The 20,039-nt window shown below is 66.2% G+C and carries 14 protein-coding genes and 1 riboswitch; of the genes, 7 read left to right on the top strand and 7 right to left on the bottom strand.

The genetic code is table 11. From position 1 onward, the window contains the following. Positions 1–65: 65 nt before the first annotated feature. On the bottom strand, positions 66–1,772 hold the full coding sequence (gene cdrB / locus ACI766_RS24980; RefSeq protein WP_023087812.1) for a two-partner secretion system transporter CdrB: 1,707 nt from the start codon (positions 1,770–1,772) through the stop codon (positions 66–68). Positions 1,773–1,834: 62 nt separating this feature from the next. Next, on the bottom strand, positions 1,835–8,062 hold the full coding sequence (gene cdrA, locus ACI766_RS24985; RefSeq protein WP_412828474.1) for a two-partner secretion system adhesin CdrA: 6,228 nt from the start codon (positions 8,060–8,062) through the stop codon (positions 1,835–1,837). A gap of 320 nt (positions 8,063–8,382) precedes the next feature. Between cdrA and ACI766_RS24990 the strand changes: the two genes are divergently transcribed. The 5 genes from ACI766_RS24990 (at position 8,383) to ACI766_RS25010 (ending at position 13,511) form a co-directional block, all read left to right on the top strand. Next, complete coding sequence (locus tag ACI766_RS24990; protein WP_003146034.1) at positions 8,383–9,354, top strand: 2-hydroxyacid dehydrogenase; 972 nt, start codon at positions 8,383–8,385, stop codon at positions 9,352–9,354. 109 nt (positions 9,355–9,463) lie between these two features. Further along, complete coding sequence (locus ACI766_RS24995) at positions 9,464–10,462, top strand: class I SAM-dependent methyltransferase (RefSeq protein ID WP_003117439.1); 999 nt, start codon at positions 9,464–9,466, stop codon at positions 10,460–10,462. Positions 10,463–10,556: 94 nt separating this feature from the next. Beyond that, positions 10,557–12,020 (top strand): amino acid permease, encoded by a 1,464-nt coding sequence (locus ACI766_RS25000; RefSeq protein ID WP_023087815.1) that lies wholly within the window; start codon positions 10,557–10,559, stop codon positions 12,018–12,020. A gap of 138 nt (positions 12,021–12,158) precedes the next feature. After that, positions 12,159–12,282, top strand: a riboswitch (yybP-ykoY riboswitch). A 90-nt stretch (positions 12,283–12,372) separates the two neighbouring features. After that, positions 12,373–12,951, top strand: a complete 579-nt coding sequence (locus tag ACI766_RS25005) for a TMEM165/GDT1 family protein (protein ID WP_003094926.1) — start codon at positions 12,373–12,375, stop codon at positions 12,949–12,951. A 116-nt stretch (positions 12,952–13,067) separates the two neighbouring features. Next, complete coding sequence (locus ACI766_RS25010; protein ID WP_003099368.1) at positions 13,068–13,511, top strand: nuclear transport factor 2 family protein; 444 nt, start codon at positions 13,068–13,070, stop codon at positions 13,509–13,511. Between the two features lie 9 nt (positions 13,512–13,520). Here the strand turns inward: ACI766_RS25010 and ACI766_RS25015 are convergent, their stop codons facing one another. Next, positions 13,521–14,546, bottom strand: coding sequence for an NAD-dependent epimerase/dehydratase family protein (locus ACI766_RS25015; protein ID WP_003121034.1), 1,026 nt, complete (start codon positions 14,544–14,546; stop codon positions 13,521–13,523). A gap of 143 nt (positions 14,547–14,689) precedes the next feature. Continuing rightward, positions 14,690–15,511 (bottom strand): M48 family metallopeptidase, encoded by an 822-nt coding sequence (locus ACI766_RS25020; protein ID WP_003099360.1) that lies wholly within the window; start codon positions 15,509–15,511, stop codon positions 14,690–14,692. A 162-nt stretch (positions 15,512–15,673) separates the two neighbouring features. Between ACI766_RS25020 and ACI766_RS25025 the strand changes: the two genes are divergently transcribed. Continuing rightward, entirely contained in the window at positions 15,674–17,812 is a 2,139-nt protein-coding gene (locus ACI766_RS25025) for a methyl-accepting chemotaxis protein (RefSeq protein WP_003099358.1), read from the top strand. Between the two features lie 2 nt (positions 17,813–17,814). Here the strand turns inward: ACI766_RS25025 and ACI766_RS25030 are convergent, their stop codons facing one another. Beyond that, on the bottom strand, positions 17,815–18,429 hold the full coding sequence (locus ACI766_RS25030; protein WP_009875816.1) for an SOS response-associated peptidase: 615 nt from the start codon (positions 18,427–18,429) through the stop codon (positions 17,815–17,817). Positions 18,430–18,853: 424 nt separating this feature from the next. Here ACI766_RS25030 and ACI766_RS25035 point away from each other — a divergent pair, with 424 nt between their 5' ends. Then, positions 18,854–19,558: an MgtC/SapB family protein gene (locus ACI766_RS25035; protein ID WP_003457052.1), complete on the top strand. Its 705-nt coding sequence runs from the start codon at positions 18,854–18,856 to the stop codon at positions 19,556–19,558. A gap of 12 nt (positions 19,559–19,570) precedes the next feature. Here ACI766_RS25035 and ACI766_RS25040 read toward each other — a convergent pair whose 3' ends face one another. Both ACI766_RS25040 and ACI766_RS25045 read right to left on the bottom strand, forming a co-directional pair. Then, positions 19,571–19,834, bottom strand: a complete 264-nt coding sequence (locus tag ACI766_RS25040; protein WP_009875815.1) for a putative signal transducing protein — start codon at positions 19,832–19,834, stop codon at positions 19,571–19,573. Then, positions 19,834–20,016: a CPXCG motif-containing cysteine-rich protein gene (locus tag ACI766_RS25045; protein ID WP_003094945.1), complete on the bottom strand. Its 183-nt coding sequence runs from the start codon at positions 20,014–20,016 to the stop codon at positions 19,834–19,836. The genes ACI766_RS25040 and ACI766_RS25045 overlap by 1 nt, the downstream gene beginning before the upstream one ends. Positions 20,017–20,039 lie beyond the last annotated feature (23 nt).

Here is a 20,039-nt window from a genome sequence, read left to right on the forward strand (position 1 = left end):
CCTCCCTCTCCGCAGAACCGGAGAGGGGCTCCGTCAGCAGCCTCCGGAACGGAGGCCGGCAGGGTTCAGAAGCGCGCCACCACGTTGAACAGGACCCGCGTCTCGCGCTTCCCATCGCGCTGGTCGGCTGGCTCGCCGATGACCTGGCGGGCAATCTCCGGGTTGAACGACAACTGGTCGGTGAGGTTGAAGCGCACCCCGGCACCGATCGAGCCGAGCTTCTGCTGCTCGTCATCGTCCACGTCGAGGTTGTAGGTCTTGCCCCAGTCGTAGAAAGCGTAGGCCTGGTAGCTGCGCAGCCAGCTATAGCCCACCGCCTGGCCATAGCGCGGTTCGAGCTTCAGGGCGAAGCCACGGTCACCGGTGATGTTGCCCGGGGCGAAGCCGCGACCGATCCCGCTGCCGCCGACGCCGAAGCGCTCGCTCGGCAGCAACGGGTCGAAGCTGTACTGCCATTGCAATTCGCCATACACCGACCAGGGTCCACCGAGCCCTTGCAGACGCCCGATGTTGCCGTTGAGATAGACGAAACGTCCGTCGGCCACTTCGCGGGAACGACGTTCATCGTCCTTCTTGGTCGCGCCCCACATGTCCAGGCCGATGTTGTTGCGCACCTCCGCCAGGTTGATGCCCATCCAGCGGTCGACCCAGTCATAGGTCAGGCGTTGCTGGAACACCCGCACATGGTCACGACCGGGGTTCGAGGCGTCGCTGGCGAAGTCGCGCAGGCGGGTCTCGGTATCCTTCCACTGCAACGCCAGGCCGCCGCTCAGGTTCTGCGAGCGCGAGCGGATGAAGGGATGGTTGTAGGAAATGCTGCCTTCGGTGCTCTTGCTGACGCTGTCGAAGGGGAATACCGAGTCCGGAATGTCCGGGTTGACCTTCGAATAGGAACCCATGATCTGCAGGGTATCGCCGGCGAACATGCCACCCAGCGGCAACGTGCCGCGCAACTGGATGTAGCGGGTGGCATCGCTGAACGGCGAGATCGCGCCGAGCACGTCGATCTGCTCGTAGAAGCCCAGGCGGGAGAACTCGGTGGCGCCGAAGGCCAGGGTGGTCGGGTCGGTGTAGTGCGAGCCGCGGTTGTCGAGGCTGACGAAGCCTTCGTATCGCTGCTGTTGCAAGGCCACGTCGAGGTTCGACGAGCCCAGCGCCTGACCCGGGCTGAGCACGCTCTGCACGTTGACCCCCGGCAGGTCGCCGACCAGCAGCAGGCCGCGCTCCAGGGTATCGGCATCCAGCGGACGTTTTTCGGTCAGCGGCGCGAGCAGTTCCTCCACTCGCACCCGCGGCCCATCGACGGATCCCTTGATCTGCACGTGTTCGAGGTAACCCTCGATCACCTGCAGGCGTACCTTGCCGCCCTCGATGCTCTGCTCCGGCACCACTACCTGGGTCAACAGGTACCCGTCCTGGCGGTACTTGGCGGTGAGGCGGTTGGCCAGGTCGACCAGTTCGGCCAGGGACACCTGCTTGCCGAGCATATGCTGGTAATAGGACTCGAGCACCGCCTTGTCATAGCGGGTGTTGCCTTCGATGCGTATCTCGCGCAGTTCGAAGCGGATCTGTTCGCTGCCTTGCGGCGCGACCTGCTTGGGCACCACCAGCGGCGCCTCGGGCTTGGCTTGCGGCTCGCTGCGGGGCTTGAAGCGTTCATCGAGCTGGGATGGCTGTACAGTCCCTGGCAACTCCACGGCGGCGGCGGAAGCAGCCAGCATCCCGCAGCCACAGAGCGTCACCCAGCGAAGCGTCCATTGCGAAGGTTTCATCATTCACCTCGGGCAGATGACGCACTACCGCCCGGAGACGATAGTGCGCATTGCGAAAAGGGTTAGAAATTCAGAGGCTTGTTGAAGCAGCTCCAGTAGTCGGCCAGGTAGCTCTGGTTCGAGCAACCCGCCCCACTCTCGGCCTCTGCCCTGAGCGGACGATCGGTGAACTGCCCCACCCGCTTGGCGCTGGCGTCCTCCGCCGGACCCGCGGCGGTAGCCGGCAGCAGGTTAGGATCGCTGACGTCCATGCCCAGAGCGTAGGCGCGCAGGAACGGGTTTTCGAGGAACGGGTTTTCCAGCGTGGTGGTGCGGTAGACCGCATCCCCGGGGGTATCCGGATCGCGCCCCTTCTGCAGTTCGCGCAAGTCGGAGAGCGCTGCCAGTTGCCCCAGGTCGCCCGGCGTGACCGGCAGCGGCAGGATGCTCAGCAGGTTGCCCTGGTAGTTGAGCTGGTAGTTGCCGCTGGTGAGGGCAAGCCCACCCTGGAGGATGTCGTACTGGCCTACGGCTTCGCCGCCCACCCGACCGAGCCCGCCGGCGAGCACCTGACCGGCGCTATCGCCATTCTTCAGGCCGGAAACCTGATAGGTCAGCGCCGGGTCGGCGGTGCCGACCTGCTTGCTCTTGGCATCGGCGAATACGTTGAGCAGCGCCTTGGTGATGGTCAGGTCATTACCCTGGTAGGCCAGGTCATAGTTGCCACTGGTCAGCACCAGGCCGCCCTGGTTGATGCCATACACACCCACGTTCTCGCCTGCGTCGCGGTTCAGCCCGCCGGTCAGGATCGAGCCGGCGCTGTCACCGTTCTTCAGGCCGCTGACCTGGTAGGTCAGGCTCGGGTCGGCGTCGCCATAGACCTTGGTCTTGCCGTCGGCGATCACATTGAGCAGTGCCTTGGTGATGGTCAGGTTGTTGCCCTGGTAGCTCAGGTCGTAGTTACCGCTGTTCAATGCCAGGTCGCCCTGGTTGATGCCGTACACGCCGACATTCTCGCCAGCCACGCGGCTCAGGCTGCCGCCGTTGAGCACGGCACCGGCGGTGTCGCCGTTCTTCAGGCCGCTGACCTGGTAGGTCAGGCTCGGGTCGGCGTCGCCATAGACCTTGGTCTTGCCGTCGGCGATCACATTGAGCAGTGCCTTGGTGATGGTCAGGTTGTTGCCCTGGTAGCTCAGATCGTAGTTGCCGCTGTTCAATGCCAGGCCGCCCTGGTTGATGCCGTACACGCCGACATTCTCACCAGCCACGCGGCTCAAGCTGCCACCGTTGAGCACCGCGCCAGCGGTATCACCGTTCTTCAGGCCGCTGACCTGGTAGGTCAGGTTCGGGTCGGCGTCGCCATAGACCTTGGTCTTGCCGTCGGCGATCACATTGAGCAGTGCCTTGGTGATGGTCAGGTTGTTGCCCTGGTAGCTCAGGTCGTAGTTACCGCTGTTCAATGCCAGGTCGCCCTGGTTGATGCCGTACACGCCGACATTCTCGCCAGCCACGCGGCTCAGGCTGCCGCCGTTGAGCACGGCACCGGCGGTGTCGCCGTTCTTCAGGCCGCTGACCTGGTAGGTCAGGCTCGGGTCGGCGTCGCCATAGACCTTGGTCTTGCCGTCGGCGATCACATTGAGCAGTGCCTTGGTGATAGTCAGGTTGTTGCCCTGGTAGCTCAGATCGTAGTTGCCGCTGTTCAATGCCAGGCCGCCCTGGTTGATGCCGTACACGCCGACATTCTCACCAGCCACGCGGCTCAAGCTGCCACCGTTGAGCACCGCGCCAGCGGTATCACCGTTCTTCAGGCCGCTGACCTGGTAGGTCAGGCTCGGGTCAGCGTCGCCATAGACCTTGGTCTTGGCATCGGCGATCACATTGAGCAGTGCCTTGGTGATGGTCAGGTTATTGCCCTGGTAGCTCAGGTCGTAGTTACCGCTGTTCAATGCCAGGTCGCCCTGGTTGATGCCGTACACGCCGACATTCTCGCCAGCCACGCGGCTCAGGCTGCCGCCGTTGAGCACGGCACCGGCGGTGTCGCCGTTCTTCAGGCCGCTGACCTGGTAGGTCAGGCTCGGGTCGGCGTCGCCGTAGACCTTGGTCTTGCCGTCGGCGATCACATTGAGCAGTGCCTTGGTGATAGTCAGGTTGTTGCCCTGGTAGCTCAGATCGTAGTTGCCGCTGTTCAATGCCAGGCCGCCCTGGTTGATGCCGTACACGCCGACATTCTCGCCAGCCACGCGGCTCAGGCTGCCGCCGTTGAGCACGGCACCGGCGGTATCGCCGTTCTTCAGCCCGGAAACCTGGTAGGTCAGTGCCGGATCGGCGTCGCCATAGACCTTGGTCCTGGCATCGGCGATCACATTCAGCAGCGCCTTGGTGATGGTCAGGTTATTGCCCTGGTAGCTCAGGTCGTAGTTACCGCTGTTCAATGCCAGGTCGCCCTGGTTGATGCCGTACACGCCGACATTCTCGCCAGCCACGCGGCTCAGGCTGCCGCCGTTGAGCACGGCACCGGCGGTGTCGCCGTTCTTCAGGCCGCTGACCTGATAGGTCAGGCTCGGGTCAGCGTCGCCATAGACCTTGGTCTTGGCATCGGCGATCACATTCAGCAGCGCCTTGGTGATGGTCAGGTTATTGCCCTGGTAGCTCAGGTCGTAGTTACCGCTGTTCAATGCCAGGTCGCCCTGGTTGATGCCATACACACCCACGTTCTCGCCTGCGGCGCGGTTCAACCCACCGGTCAGGATCGAACCGGCGGTATCACCGTTCTTCAGGCCGCTGACCTGGTAGGTCAGGCTCGGGTCAGCATCGCCATAGACCTTGGTCTTGGCATCGGCGATCACATTCAGCAGCGCCTTGGTGATGGTCAGGTTATTGCCCTGGTAGCTCAGGTCGTAGTTCGCGCTGACCAGACCCAGGCCGCCCTGGTTGATGCCATACACACCCACGTTCTCGCCAGCCACGCGACTCAGGCTGCCGCCGTTAAGCACCGCGCCAGCGGTATCGCCGTTCTTCAGGCCACTGACTTGGTAGGTCAGGCTCGGATCGGCATCGCCATAGACCTTGGTCTTGGCATCGGCGATCACATTCAGCAGTGCCTTGGTGATGGTCAGGTTATTGCCCTGGTAGTTCAGGGTGTAATTGCTGCTGACCAGGCCCAGTCCACCCTGGTTGATGCCGTACACGCCGACGTTCTCGCCAGCCACGCGGCTCAGGCTGCCGCCGTTGAGCACGGCACCGGCGGTATCGCCGCGCTTGAGACCGGAGACCTGGTAGGTCAGCGCCGGATCCAGGTCGCCGTAGACCTTGGTCTTGGCATCGGCGATCACGTTCAGTTGTGCCGGGGTGATGCGCAGGTCGTTGCCGACGTAGCTGAGGGTGTAATTGGCCGTGTTGAGGCCCAGCCCGCCCTGGAGTATCCCGTAGTTGCCGACGTTCTCCCCGGCCACCCGGCCGAGGTTGCCGCTCAGCACGCCAGCGGCGGTATCGCTGTTCTTCAGGCCACTGACCTGGTAGGTAAGGGTCGGATCGGCGTCGCCATAGACCTTGGTCTTGGCGTCGGCGCTGACGATCAATTGCGCCGGCGTGACGGTCAGCTTGCCGTCCTGGCGCACCAGTTGGTAACGCTGGCTGAAATACTCGCTGCCATTGGCGTTACCGGTGATCGCGTACTGCCCGACGTTCGACGCCTGGGTCGCCGTGGTGCTGGCGGTCGCCTGGTAGAGGTCGTTGAACTGGCTGTTGACGTAGGCGTCGATGGCGTTGATGCCGGACATCGTGGCCGTCAGAGTCGGATTCACATCACCGTAGACGCGGGTAGCGTCATTGGCGGTCAGGGTGGCGGTCTGCTGGCGGGAAAGGATGTCGCCGGCAGTGGTGGTGGTCTTGAACATCTCCACCTGGGCGCGCTCGGCGAAGCTGTTGAACGCTCCCTCGCGCATGAACAGGTCCAGGCGGGTATCGACGCGGCTGGTCTTGCCGCCGAGGCCGAAGATCAGTTCCTCGGTCAGGCCGGTGCCGACGTCGTACTGCAGCTCGTCGGTCACGCCGATCACGCCGCCGAAGCCCTTGACGCCCCAACTGGTGCCCCAGTTTCCGGTCCAGGTGGTGACGCTGCCGTTGCCGGCGGCGACGGTGAACCCGCTGGGCGCACCGCCGTTCGGGGTGGCGGTGACGTTGCTGCCGTTGACCTGGTAGCGCAGGTTGGTCACCAGATAGTCCGACGAGTCGTTGGTCGGGAAGCTGGCGGAACCGCTGACCCGCCGATAGGGCAGCGCGGTGAACACCAGGCGGTCGAACTCGCTGTTGCCGTCGGCGGTCAGCGTGTAGTTGCCGGTGGTGCCGACGCTGTTGGCCTCGAGAATCCGCGTACCGACGCTGGAGACGATGTTCTGCGCGGTGCCGGTCATGCTCTGGTTGATGAACGGATCGAACACCGTGCCGCTCGTGGTCACACCGGTGGCGTTGCTCTGCCGGTACTTGAGCGTACCGTTGAAGGTCTGCAGCGCCAGGTTGCCGGCGTAGTTGTCCCAGGAAGCCAGGTCGATGCTACCGGCGCGGCCGGCGAGGTTGGCGGCGATCAATGCGGTACCGGCCTGCTGGCTGATCTTGCCGGCGGTGCTGGTCTGCATCCACAGGGTGCCGCTGCCCAGGTCGACGATGCCGCTGGTCTGCGGCGTGCCGCCGCTGAGGAAGCTGATGTTGCCGCCGGCGCGGATTGCCAGGCTGCCGTTGCGGAACAGGATCGGCGCAGAGATATCCACCGCACCGGCAGGTCCGGTGGCGATCAGCTCCAGGCCGCGACTGGCGCCGCCCAGGTTGCTGGTGATCAGCGGCGCTTCCACCGACAGCCGGTCGCTGGCGCTGAGGGTCACCTTGCCGCCTGCCAGCGCCCCGGTAACCACCGAGGCATTCACCGTCGCGTCGCCGCTGGCGCCGTTGGCGCCCCCCACCGAACCTGAGGTGCCGCCGGATGCGACGATGCGCAGGGTGGTCGGGTCGAGCAGCCAGGTGCCACCGTTGCCGTAGGGTGCGGCGACGCTGACGTAGGCGCTGTCGGCGATGCTCAGGTTGACCTTGCCGGAGGTCTCCACCAGGCCGCCGTTGCCGCCCTGGGCGCCGCCGCGCGCGAGGATCCGCCCGTCCATGCGGGTATTGCCGTCGGACCAGACCACCGCCAGGCCGCCATTGCCCTTGCCGGTAGCCGAGACGTCGATGCTGGCGCCCTTGGCCAGCGTAGCGTTCTTCGCTCGTGGCAGCTCGCCGCGGCCCTGGAAGTCGCCGCCGATGCGCACGCTGCCGCCCTGTGCGGCGCCGCGGGCGTCGATGCTGGCGGTGCTCGCCAGGGCCACCTGCTGCCCGCTGACCAGCACGTCGCCGCCGCTCTTCGGACCGCTGACGTCGATCTTGCCGGCGACCTGGATGTCCCCGGACTTGCTTACCAGCGCCACGCTGCCCTCGCGCACCTCGGTACCGCGGGCGAGGATCACGCCGGACAGGTTGACCGCGTTGTCGACCACCCGGGAAGCCTGCTCGGCGGTGATCAGCACGCTACCGCCGTCGGCCTGGATCGCGCCGCCGTTGCTGACCAGCGCCTGGGCATCCTGCGGCTTGCGGGTAACCGGGTCGGTCACGGCGATGGACACCAGGCCATCGCCGTAGAGGTCGATGGTCGCGGCGTTGCCGGCGGCCATCGCCACGGTGCCGAGACGGGCGTTGATCACGCCGTTGTTGGCCACGGACGGCGCGACGAAGGCCGCCAGGCCTTTCTCCGCGACGCTGATGCTGCCGTCGTTGACGATCCGCGCGTCGGGGTTTCCGGGCTGGTCGAAGATCAGCTTGCCCTGGCGGAAGTGTTCGTCGCTGATGTTCGCCGTGGTGGTGATCAGGGAGCCCACGTCGACCTTGGCCGAGCCGCTGAATACCACGCCGTTGGAGTTGTAGATGATCACCTGGCCGGGCGCGGAGATGCGCCCGGCGATCACACTTTCCTGGCCTGCGGTGACCCGGTTCAGGGTCGACGAGGTCACGCCGGGCTGGTTGAAGCGCACCGCCTCGTCGGCGGAGACGTCGAAGCCCTTCCAGTTGATGATCGCGCGCTGGGTGCTCTGGTCGATCAGCGTGGTCTTGCCCTGCTGGCTGATCTTGATCTCGTTGGGGTTGAACTGGGCACCGGTAGGTGCCGCCATGGCCGCGTTGATGCTGGCGATGGCGAACATGAGGGTGCTGCTGGCGGCAAGGACGAAACGCCCTTCCCTACCAGCTTTCGAAGAGGTGCGCTTGCCGCGCTGGCTATCCGGACGGACCATGAAAATCTCCCTATCTGCGTGGCGCACGTCAGTTTTCCAGCACTGCATTTCGTCAGTTAAATGACGAAAATCTGAGAAGCAATTCACATTGCGCCTTGTGTGCCAAAAAAATGCCTTTCAGATCAAAAATTGTCCACTTGAAAGGGCGACCGTTCGTCGGAGTGACTCAAAAATGACACTACAGAGGTTAAATATGTAATACCGTCAAAAAACCGACAATACTTTCTGGATAATCACTGTCAAGAAAACCGGAAGACCTCCCTGGCACGCGGGTTTGCTAGGCTAGGCAGCCCCCGTCCGCTGCCGCCAAGGAACCGTCCATGAGCCATGCCCTGCGCGCCGTTTTCCTCGACCATGCCTCCCTCGACCTCGGCGATCTGGACATGCGCCCCCTGCACGCCGCCTTCGACGAGCTGCAACTGCATGCCGCCAGCCAACCGCAGGAAGTCGCCGCGCGGCTGCACGGTGCGCGGGTCGCGATCAGCAACAAGGCGCCGATCGACGCGCAATGCATCGCCGCCTGCCCAGAGCTGGAACTGATCCTGGTCAGCGCTACCGGCACCAACAACATCGATCTCGCTGCCGCTCGCGAGCGCGGTATCGTCGTCGCCAACTGCCATGGCTACGGCACGCCCTCGGTAGCCCAGCACACCCTCGCGCTGCTGCTGGCCCTGGCTACGCGCCTGCCGGACTACCAGCAGGCGGTACGCGGCGGCCGCTGGCAGCAATCCAGCCAGTTCTGCCTGCTGGACTTCCCCATCGTCGAACTGGAAGGCAAGACCCTCGGCCTGCTCGGCCATGGCGAACTGGGCGGGGCGGTGGCGAGGCTGGCGGAGGCGTTCGGCATGCGTGTGCTGCTCGGTCAGTTGCCAGGACGGCCCGCCCGGGCGGACCGCCTGCCGCTTGGCGAACTCCTGCCACGGGTCGACGCCCTGACCCTGCACTGCCCGCTGACCGAGGACACCCGCGGGATGCTCGGCGCCGCCGAACTGGCGCTGATGAAGCCTGGCGCCTTCCTGGTCAATACCGCCCGTGGCGGCCTGGTCGACGAACAGGCGCTAGCCGACGCCCTGCGCGGCGGCCACCTGGGCGGCGCCGCCACCGACGTGCTCAGCGTCGAGCCGCCGAGAAACGGCAATCCGCTGCTGGCCCCCGACATCCCGCGCCTGATCGTCACCCCCCATAACGCCTGGGGCAGTCGCGAGGCGCGGCAGCGCATCGTCGGCCAACTGGCGGAAAACGCAGAGGCATGGAAGGCCGGGCGCGCCCTGCGGGTAGTCAACGCCGGCTGATACGGCGCTGCGGGCACCGCGCACGGATGAACGGCGATCCTCGCCGACAATCCATGCGGGTATGCCAGGCCCAAGCCTGTTAAGATTTCCCATTTTTTCCGGAGCCCGCATGGACCCTCGCAGTGAAGTGCTGCTGCGCCAGCGCCACCTCTTCGCGACCCCGCTGCTGCTGGCCGGCCTGCCCGCCGACGACCTGCTCGCCGAGCTACCGCAGGCCCAGGGCTGGAGCTGGCACGCCGGCGAGCAGGCGCAGTTGGACGCCCGCTTCCCCGACCGTAGCCGTTTCGACACGCGCGCGCCGACCGGCGCCTGGACTTCGGCCGTTCTGTTCCTGCCCAAGTCCCGCGAACTGACCGACTACCTGCTGGCCAGCCTGGCCGCCCGCCTGCCCGGCGGCGAACTCTTCCTGGTCGGCGAAAAGCGCGGCGGGATCGAGCGCGCGAGCAAGCAGTTGGCCGCCTACGGCAAGCCCCGCAAACTGGATAGCGCGCGGCATTGCCAGCTCTGGCAGGTGCGTATCGAACAGGCGCCGGCCGAGCCCGACCTGCACGCCCTGGCCCAGCGCTACAGCCTGCCGCTGGCCGATGGCGAGCTGCAGGTGGTGAGCCTGCCGGGGGTGTTCAGCCATGGCCGCCTGGATCGCGGCAGCGCGCTGCTGCTGGGGCAACTGCAAGCCCTGCCCGGCGGCCATCTGCTGGACTTCGGCTGCGGTGCCGGGGTACTCGGGGCGGTCCTCAAGCGTCGCTACCCCGCCAGTCGCCTGAGCCTGCTCGACGTCGACGCCTTCGCTGTCGAGAGCAGCCGACTGACCCTCGCCGCCAACGGCCTGGACGGCGAAGTGATCGCCGCCGACGGCATCGACGGCGCGCCGCGCGAACTCGCCGCGATCGTCAGCAACCCGCCCTTCCACCAGGGCGTGCACACCGACTACCAGGCCTCCGAGCGCCTGCTGCAACGCGCCGCCGAGCACCTGGCGCCGGGCGGCGAACTGCGCCTGGTCGCCAACAGCTTCCTGAAGTACCCGCCGTTGATCGAACGCCACCTCGGCCCCTGCCGGACACTCGCCGAAGGCGACGGTTTCCGCATCTACTCCGCCCGTCGCTCCTGATTTCTGCCTGGAACCCTGTGAATGAAGCTTTTCCTCTCCCTGCCCGCACGCCCGCAGCCAGACCCTTCCGTGGCCACCCGCCGGGAGGCCGCCGATGACTGACCTGAACGCCAGCCAGGGCCAGCAATTGCGGCGGGTGCTCAAGCCGCGCCACCTGAACATGATCGCCATCGGCGGCTCCATCGGCACCGGGCTGTTCGTCGCCTCCGGGGCCACAGTGGCCACCGCCGGGCCCGGCGGTGCGCTGCTTTCCTACGCACTGATCGGGCTGATGGTGTACTTCCTCATGACCAGTCTCGGCGAGATGGCCGCCTACATGCCCGTTTCCGGCTCGTTCTGCACCTATGGCAGCCGGTTCGTCGAAGATGGCTTCGGTTTCGCCCTCGGCTGGAACTACTGGTACAACTGGGCGGTGACCATCGCCGCGGAACTGGTGGCGGCGCAACTGGTGATGAGTTTCTGGTTCCCCGAGGTGCCGGGCATCTACTGGAGCGCGATCTTCCTGGGCATCATGTTCGGCCTCAACGTGATTTCCGCGCGCGGCTTCGGCGAGAGCGAATTCTGGTTCGCCCTGATCAAGGTAGTCACGGTGGTGATCTTCATCGGCGTCGGCCTGGCGACCATCTTCGGCATCATGCATGGCGTGGAGTCGCCCGGCTTCAGCAACTTCACCATGGGCGACGCGCCCTTCGTCGGCGGCTTCCAGGCGATGGTCGGGGTGGCGATGATCGCCGGCTTCTCGTTCCAGGGCACCGAACTGATCGGCATCGCCGCCGGTGAATCGGAAAATCCGCGGAAGAACATCCCGATCGCCATTCGCCAGGTGTTCTGGCGCATCCTGATGTTCTACATCCTGGCGATCTTCGTGATCGGCATGCTGATTCCCTACACCGACCCGAACCTGCTGAAGAACGATGCCAGCGACATCAGCGTGTCGCCCTTCACCCTGCTCTTCGAGCGCGCCGGCTTCGCCGCGGCGGCCGGGGTGATGAACGCAGTGATCCTCTCGGCGATCCTCTCCGCCGGCAACTCCGGCATGTACGCCTCGACCCGGATGCTCTACAACCTCGCCCTCGAGGGCAAGGCACCGCGCCTGTTCTCCCGCGTCTCGCGCAGCGGCGTGCCACGCAACGCGCTGTACGCCACTACCCTGGTCGGCGCCCTGTGCTTCCTCACTTCGGCCTTCGGCGACAGCACCGTCTACACATGGCTGCTGAACACCTCGGGCATGTGCGGCTTCATCGCCTGGCTGGGCATCGCCATCTCCCACTATCGCTTCCGCAAGGGTTACCTGGCCCAGGGCGGCCGCCTGGAAGACCTGCCCTACCGGGCCAAGCTGTTCCCCTTCGGGCCGCTGTTCGCCTTCGCCCTGTGCATGGTCATCACCCTCGGGCAGAACTACCAGGCGCTGGTGGGCGAACGCATCGACTGGATCGGCCTCCTCGCCACCTATATCAGCCTGCCGCTGTTCCTGGCGATCTGGCTGGGATACCGCTGGAAGAAGCGCGCACGCTTCGTTCGCTACCAAGAAATGGACGTCAGCCCGACCAATACCTGACTCACCCTGCCGCCCAGCGATTCCTCGCGGATCGCTGCGGATGCCGGCACGTTTCCTTGCGATCAGGCTCCCTCGCCGCCCTCCCGGACGAAAGTTTCCGTCCCGGGCTTGCCCAAGCCGCCCGGCTTGGGCAGAATGCGCCCCGTCCTAGGGGAGTAGTCTCCCGCGAGCGCCGCACCGGCCTCGCCCGGCACGCGTCAACACACTTGGTCCGCAGACCATGGCGCGCGCGACCCAAGCCTGCCCAGACAGGCCAAGGGTTTGACAAGACCTATGACACGCACGATCTGACCCGGGGCGGGCAGATGGCGCGTGTCATGGTGATTGGTCGACCCGCCCCTTAGGAAGCCTGATGGAATCGCTGTTCGTCCCTACCCTCATCGTTGCCCTCGCGGAAATCGGCGACAAGACCCAGTTGCTGGCACTCCTGCTCGCGGCGCGTTTCCGCAAGCCGTGGCCGATCATCGCCGGCATCGTCGCCGCCACCCTGGCCAACCATTTCGCTGCCGGCGCGGTGGGCGCCTGGGTCGCCAGCTTCTTCTCGGAAGCCACCCTCAGTTGGATCCTCGCCGCCTCCTTCATCGCCGTCGCCCTGTGGACGCTGGTACCGGACAAGCTCGACGACGAAGAGTCCGGACTGAAGAAATACGGCCCCTTCCTCACCACCCTGATCGCGTTCTTCCTCGCCGAGATGGGCGACAAGACCCAGGTCGCCACGGTCATGCTGGCCGCCCAGTATCCGCATTTCTGGCTGGTGGTGATCGGCACCACCCTGGGCATGCTGATCGCCAACGTACCGGTGGTACTGATCGGCAACCTGGCCGCCGACAAGCTGCCGCTGACCCTGATCCGCCGCCTGGCCGCGGCCGCCTTCGCCGCACTTGGCCTGTACGCCGCCTGGCACGCCGCGCAATTGACCGGCTGGCTCTGAAGGACTGCGCCGCCGGGCCCGGGATGGCTGGGCGGCCAATGCAAAATGCATAGGAACGGCTACAGTTCAGGCAGGCACCGGATGCCTGCCCCACCACTCGCCCTCGAGAGCCGGAGATGCCCTCACACGACCTGAAACGACTCGCCCGCCATCACATCGAGCTGTCCTGGAACAAGGGCCGCATGGCGTTGGTGGAGCAGTTGCACAGCAAGGATTTCCTCTACAAAAGCTCGTTCATCGGCCGTCCCCTGGATACCGCCGGCTATATCCGCCTGCTGCAGGACATCCGCACGGCGATGCCGGACCTGGAGGTCGTGGTCGAAGACTGCATCGGCGAGGAACGCAAGGTGTTCACCTGGAGCACGCTGATCGGCACCATCGTCCGGCCGACCCTGGGCTATCCGGCCAGCGACAAGGTGCTGAGCATTTCCGCGATGGGCTTCTGGGTGTTCAACCCGCAGGGCCAGTTGCAGGAGCTGTGCACCATGTTCGACATGGAGAGCTTTCGCGCCCAGCTGGGACTGCAGACCCGACCCTTCGCGGAAAAAGCGCTGCCCTAGCCAACCGTCCTAGGCATTGAAATAGCCGTTGTCGCGGAACCAGTCGATGGCGCGCAGCAGGGTGTCGTCGAGGGCGGTGGTGGAGAAGAAGCCGAGTTCCTCGCGGGCCTTGCGTCCATCGAGGAACTGCCCGCCAGCCATCACCTCGATGGCGGTTTCGTCGAGCAGCGGCAACTGGCCGCTGACCCGGTAGCGCAAGCGGCCCAGGGTGGCCAGCGCGCGAGCCATGGCCATCGACATCGGCTGCGGCGCAGGCTGGCCGAGCAGCTCGGCGATGCGCCGGGTCAGGTCGGCCATTTCCAGGTTGTGCCCGGTCAGCAGGTAGCGCTCGCCGATACGCCCGCGCTCAAGGGCCATCAGCAGTCCGCGCCCGGCTTCGGCGGCATCGATGACGTTACGCTGGCCGGCGACGTAGTGGGTCATCTCGCCATTGCCGATGGCGGTGATCACGCGCCCGGTAGTCGGGCCGATGTCCAGTTCGCCGAGTACCATGCCGGGAATCCCGATCACCACCGGCAGGCCGTTGCGCGCCTGCTCCCGGGCCTGCTCGTCGAGCGCCCATTTGCACAGCACGTAGGAACTCTTGCCGCTCGGCAGGCTGTCGTAGAACAACCCCTCGTGGCCCGGTAGTCCCTGGGGATGGCGGGGCATGGCATATGCCGAACCGACATAGAGGATGCGCGGCACCCTGGCCTGCAGGCAGGCGGCATAGAACGGGTTGGTCTGGCCCAGCGCGCTGGCCACTTCCTCCTGCCAGCGGCGCGGCCGCGAAGGATAGTAGCCGGCGCTAAAGATCACCCCGTCGAGGCCGCGCAGGGCGCGTTCCAGGCCGGCGTGGTCGAGCATCTCGGCGACCCGGCACTCGGGCTCCAGATAGGCGAGACGCTGGATCTGCGAAGAAGGACGGTGGATCAGCACCAGATCGTGACCGGCGGCCCTGATGGCGCGCGCGGCGTGATGTCCCAGCAGGCCGGTGGCTCCGAGTACGGCGTATTTCACATGAGCTCCAGGGCGTGAGAGTGGCTGTTCGTCCACGGGTCCCGCAAGCGGGTCGGCCAGCAGTCTAGGCCGAACACCGGCGAGATACCAAACAGCAGGTTACGGAAATACACAACAGGCGTTTCCGATGGTAAGCCTGTCGGCGCGCCGGCCGCCCCCCGCGACCGCGCGCCCTGGCCTCACTTGCCGCGCCTGGCCTGCTGGTACAGCGGCATCACCTTGGGAATCGCGGCCTGGAGATTGGCCATCCGCGAACTGTCGGAGGGGTGGGTGCTGGTGAACTCGGGCTGGCTGGCGCCGCCGCTGGCCCTGCCCATCTTCTGCCAGAGGGTGATCGCCGCTTCCGGGTTGTAGCCGGCGCGGGCGGCCAGCTCGAGACCGATCAGGTCGGCTTCGTTCTCGTTGGCACGACTGTTGGGCAGGGTCATCAGGTAGTCGACGCCGGTATTGGCCAGCTGCAGGCTTTCCTGGCCGAGGCCGGCCAGGGCGCCGATCTGGCTGGCCACCTGCACGCCGTAGGCCTTGGACATGGCCTCGCGCCCATGCTCGCGCAGGGCGTGGGCGATCTCGTGGCCCATCACCGCGGCTATCTCGTCGTCGGTGAGCTTCAGCTTGTCGATCAGCCCGGTGTAGAAAATGATCTTGCCGCCGGGACCGCAGTTGGCGTTGAGCTCGTCGCTCTTCACCACATTGACTTCCCAGTTCCAGCCGGTGGCGTCCGGGCGGAAGGCGGCGGTCTGCGGGATCAGCCGCTGGGCGATCGCCTTGACTCGCCGCGCGTCGGCGCTGCTGGTATCGAGCACGCCGGCGCTTTTCGCCTCGCCGAGAGTCTTCTGGTACGACTGGGCGTACATCTGGTCGACTTCCTGGCTGGACAACATGCTGAACATATATTGCTTGCGGTCGACGCCGACGGCGCCGCCACTGGTGGTGTTCACTGCCTGGCAACCGGCGAGCAGCAGCGCGCCGGCGAGGGTGGCGAATCGGAAGGGATGAGCCATGGTCCTTTGTTCTCCTCTGAAGGCCGAGCGCATGGTAGGCCGCGCCTCGAACGCCGGCAACAGCCGTTGGCGAGGAAATCTCCGACGGCCGATTAAGGATTTGCCGTCCTCCTGCCGATAAGCTCCTCAGAGACAATTCCAACAAGGGTCAGAAGTCCCATCATGAAGCTCAAGTCGATCCAGTTTTCTGTCGCCGCCCTCGCCGGCGCCAGCGTTCTAAGCGTCGTCGTGGTGCTGGTGCTGTACGCCCTGTTCGCCGGCGCGCGAACGCAGGAGCTGGTGCAGCAACGCACCCAGGGCCTGCTGGAGAAGGTCATCAACGAGCGCCTGGTGGCCCTGGCCCGCGCCCAGGTCAGCCAGATCCAGCGCGAGCTGGAGTATCCGCTGACGGTGGTCCACGGCCTGGCCAACAGCACCCGCCTGCTCGGCGAGCCGGGCGCCGACGGCATGCCGCAGCTGAACGCCAGCCGCGACGAAATCTCCGCGCTGCTGCGCAGCACCGTGCAGAACAACCCCAAGCTGCTCGACACCTTCATGGCCTGGGAACCCAATGCCTTCGATACCGATGCCGCCTTCGCCGGGCAACCCGGCAAGGGCTACGGCCCGGACGGCCGCTACCTGCCCTGGTGGTATCGCGGCGCCGACGGCAAGCCGATCGTGGAGGCCATGGCCGACAGCATCGATAGCGAAAAGCTGCTGCCCACCGGGGTGCGCGAGAACGAGTTCTATGCCTGTCCGAAAGAGAACAAGCGTCCCTGCATCATCGACCCGGCCCCTTACGAAATGGGCGGCAAGACCGTGATGATGTCGTCCTTCAACGTGCCGATCATGGTCGGTGACCAGTTCCGCGGCGCAGTCGGTGCCGACCTCTCGCTGGCCTTCATCCAGGACCTGCTCAAGCGCGCCGACCAGCAGCTCTACGATGGCGCCGGGGAAATGGCGCTGATCGCCAGCAACGGCCGCCTGGTGGCCTACACCCGCGACGACAGCAAGCTCGGCGAGCCCGCCGGCAGCGTCCTCGACGGCAACGAAGTGGACAACCTGAAGAACCTCACGGTCGACCAGCCGCTCTACGACATCGACGCCGAGCACGGCCACATCGAGCTGTTCCTGCCTTTCACCATCGCCGACAGCGGCGTGCGCTGGACCCTCATGCTGCAGATTCCCCAGGCGGCGGTATTCGGCGAACTGCAGCAACTCCAGGGCGAGCTGAGCGACCAGCGCCAGCAGGATATCCTCGGCATGAGCCTGGCCGGCCTGGTGGTAGCGGCCCTCGGCCTGCTGGTGGTCTGGCTGGTCGGCTACGGCATCGCCCGGCCGCTGCGCCAATTGGTCGGCATGCTCGACGACATCGCCCAGGGCGAAGGCGACCTCACCCGCCGCCTGAGCAGCGAGCGCGCCGACGAGCTGGGCTCCATCGCCAAGGGCTTCAATACCTTCCTTGGCAAACTGCAGAACATGATCGGCCAGGTGGTGCAATCGGTGCAGAAGGTCAGCGACTCCTCGGAGCACACCGCCGACATCGCCATCCGCACCAACCAGGGCGTGCAGCAGCAACTGGCGGAGATCGAACTGGTGGCCACCGCGGTCCACGAGATGACCGCCACCGCCCAGGACGTGGCGCGCAACGCCACCCACGCCGCCGAGGCAGCCAACCACGCGGACCAGGCCGCGCACCAGGGCAAGCAGATCGTCGAAAGCAGCTCGGCGGCGATCCAGGCCCTGGCCAGCGAGATTGGCCGCGCGGTCGGAGTGGTGCAGAACCTGGCCAAGGACAGCGAAAACATCAACGCGATCCTGGTGGCGATCCGCGGTATCGCCGAGCAGACCAACCTGCTCGCCCTCAACGCCGCCATCGAGGCCGCCCGCGCCGGCGAGCAGGGTCGCGGTTTCGCGGTGGTGGCCGACGAGGTACGCAACCTGGCGCAGAAGACCCAGCAGGCCACCGAAGAAATCCAGAGCATGATCCAGCAGTTGCAGCAGGGCACCCGCGACGTGGTGAAGGTCATGCAGGACAGCCAGGAGCGCACCGACGACAGCGTGCGCCATGCGCGCCAGGCGGCCGAGGCGCTGGAGTCGATCACCCAGGCGGTATCGGTGATCAACGACATGAACACCCAGATCGCCAGCGCCGCCGAGGAGCAGAGCGCGGTGGCCGAGGACATCAACCGCAACGTCGCCAACATCGGCCAGGTCGCCAACCAGGTGGCCGGCGGCGCCGACGAGGCCTCGCAGGCCAGCGCCGAGCTGACCCGCCTGGCCGAGCAGCAGCGGCGCCTGGTGAATCAGTTCAGGGTCTAGCGTCAGGCCGGGGTCAGGCACTCCGGCCCGTCGGCTTCAGGCTTGTTGACGAAGCCGGCCAGGGCCACGCTGCGCAGGTTCGGCTGGGGCTTGGCGAGCAGGCTTATCAGCGCCGGCAGCGGCGTGTCCGGAGCCAGCCAGGTATCCTGCTCGGCCTCGTCGAGCAGCAGCGGCCGGCGGAACTCGGCGGCCGCCTGGGATACCTGGGCCACGCTGAGCCAGGTTTGCCCATGCACCGGATAGGCCTCCCAGATGCCGGCGAAGAACAACAGGCGCTCGCCGGTGGAGACCCAGTACGGACGCTTACGCACCCCGCGCCATTCATAGAAGCCGTTGGCCGGCAGCAGGCAGCGGCGCTGCTGGAACGCCTCGCGGAACATCGGTTGCTCGGCGAGGGTTTCCGCCCGTGCGTGGCTGGGCGTACGCGACAGGTCGGTGAGCCAGGCCGGGGTCAGCCCCCAGCGCGCCAGGTCGGCGCGGCGCGCACCGGCGTCCTCGCGAACCATCAGCACCTGGTTCGCCGGAGAAATGTTCCACTGCGCCCGCCAATCCGCCGGAAAGCCCGGCAGGGCCGCCAGCGACAGATTCCAGCGGAACAGGGCGTAACGACCACTCATGCTTGGCACTGCCTGGTGAGGGAAAGCCGCACAGTGTAACCCGAAGCGCCACACTGGCCTTGCCGAACGCAAGCTGAATGAAACCCAATCTTAACTTGACGCGCCTATCCTCCAGGCTTAAGGTGCCGCCCGCATTCTGTAACCCGCACAGGAGTCCTGCATTGGACAACAGCCCTAGTCGATTGCGACAGGTCCATCCGGCGAGCTAGTCCAGCAGAACCCTCTGCCACTGCCTCGCCGAACATGGCGGACAGTGGCGATCCGCATCCCGTCCGGGATGACGCATCCCCATTTTCCCTTCGTGTCCCTTCCCTCGCGCCAACGCGCAGCGGGAAGCCGCGGTCCTGCGCAATCCATCGTCCCTTATCCGCGCGGACCGTCGGCCCGCGCCAGCTCCGGCCGTCGGCCGGCAACGAGGTGAAACATGGATTGGAAAGTATTTCTCCTGCGCGTCGCGGTCGCGCTGGCCCTGGGCGCCCTGATCGGCGCCGAACGCCAGCTGCGCCAACGCCTCACCGGCCTGCGCACCAACGCGCTGGTCAGCACTGGCGCCTGCCTGTTCGTGCTGATGACCCAGGGCGTGCCCGGCCTGGCCGGCGACGCTTCACGGATCGCCGCCTATGTAGTCTCCGGGATCGGCTTCCTCGGCGGCGGCGTGATCATGCGCGACGGCCTCAACGTGCGCGGCCTGAACACCGCAGCCACCCTCTGGTGCACCGCCGCCATCGGCGTCCTGTGCAGCATGGGCCTGCTGCTGGAGGCCACGCTCGGCAGCCTGGTGGTGCTCTGCGCCAACATCCTGTTGCGCGACATCGCCCAACGCCTGAACCGCCAGGACGTGTTGCCGGCCAGCGAGGCCGAGCAACGCTACGAAGTGCAGATCGTCTGCCGCGCCGAGGACGAGATCCAGGTTCGCAGCCTGATGCTGCACAGCCTCGGCAGCAGCGACCTGCGCCTGCAATCGCTGCACAGCGAGGATCTGGACAACCCGGCCAAGCTGGAAGTCCGCGCCGAACTGCTCGGCACCCCCGAAGCTCCGGCGCAGCTGGAACGCCTGGTCAGCCGGGTCAGCCTGGAGAAGGGCGTCAGCTCGGTGCGCTGGCAGGTCTTCGAACTGGCGGCCGACTGAGCGGCGGCCGCCTCAACACAACAGGCTGCCGGGGCCGCAGGGCTCCGGCGGCTCCTCGGCCAACGGGGCGGCGGCGTTGTAGGCGAGGATCAGTTCTCGCGCCCGCTCCGTCTGCCCGTCCGCCACCAACAACGCCAGCAGTCCGCCAGGCGGCAGTTCGCCGATGGCGCCGACCAGGTGGCGGCCGCTGACATGGGCGGCGATCCCTTCGCTGGCGAGCATTCCCACCAGCATCTCGGCCTCCAGCAGGTCGGCCGGCTCATATACGCGCTGCATCAGTCATCCTCCCGGCGGACGTTCAGTGACCAGTCCTGCCCATCGGTGCGCAGGTCGAACAGGATCGGCCGGCAGCACACCGGGCAGTCCTCGTAGTACTGCTGGTCGCCGGCGCTCAGGTCGAGCAGCGCCTCGGCCGGTTCCCCGCAGTAAGGGCAGCTATAGGCCTGGCTTTCGAGCATCGCTGCACCCCCTATGAGTTCCG

Origin of the sequence: Pseudomonas sp. DL, from assembly GCF_047199225.1 — a bacterium.
GTDB classification, from domain to species: Bacteria; Pseudomonadota; Gammaproteobacteria; order Pseudomonadales; family Pseudomonadaceae; genus Pseudomonas; species Pseudomonas aeruginosa.

Coding starts and splice junctions, on each gene's coding strand:
- ACI766_RS25040 (WP_009875815.1), bottom strand. CDS start 19,834: ATGCAGCGCGTATATGAGCCGGCCGACCTGCTGGAGGCCGAGATGCTG.
- cdrA (WP_412828474.1), bottom strand. CDS start 8,062: ATGGTCCGTCCGGATAGCCAGCGCGGCAAGCGCACCTCTTCGAAAGCT.
- ACI766_RS25025 (WP_003099358.1), top strand. CDS start 15,674: ATGAAGCTCAAGTCGATCCAGTTTTCTGTCGCCGCCCTCGCCGGCGCC.
- ACI766_RS25030 (WP_009875816.1), bottom strand. CDS start 18,429: ATGAGTGGTCGTTACGCCCTGTTCCGCTGGAATCTGTCGCTGGCGGCC.
- ACI766_RS25010 (WP_003099368.1), top strand. CDS start 13,068: ATGCCCTCACACGACCTGAAACGACTCGCCCGCCATCACATCGAGCTG.
- ACI766_RS25005 (WP_003094926.1), top strand. CDS start 12,373: ATGGAATCGCTGTTCGTCCCTACCCTCATCGTTGCCCTCGCGGAAATC.
- ACI766_RS25035 (WP_003457052.1), top strand. CDS start 18,854: ATGGATTGGAAAGTATTTCTCCTGCGCGTCGCGGTCGCGCTGGCCCTG.
- ACI766_RS24995 (WP_003117439.1), top strand. CDS start 9,464: ATGGACCCTCGCAGTGAAGTGCTGCTGCGCCAGCGCCACCTCTTCGCG.
- ACI766_RS25000 (WP_023087815.1), top strand. CDS start 10,557: ATGACTGACCTGAACGCCAGCCAGGGCCAGCAATTGCGGCGGGTGCTC.
- cdrB (WP_023087812.1), bottom strand. CDS start 1,772: ATGAAACCTTCGCAATGGACGCTTCGCTGGGTGACGCTCTGTGGCTGC.
- ACI766_RS25045 (WP_003094945.1), bottom strand. CDS start 20,016: ATGCTCGAAAGCCAGGCCTATAGCTGCCCTTACTGCGGGGAACCGGCC.
- ACI766_RS25020 (WP_003099360.1), bottom strand. CDS start 15,511: ATGGCTCATCCCTTCCGATTCGCCACCCTCGCCGGCGCGCTGCTGCTC.
- ACI766_RS24990 (WP_003146034.1), top strand. CDS start 8,383: ATGAGCCATGCCCTGCGCGCCGTTTTCCTCGACCATGCCTCCCTCGAC.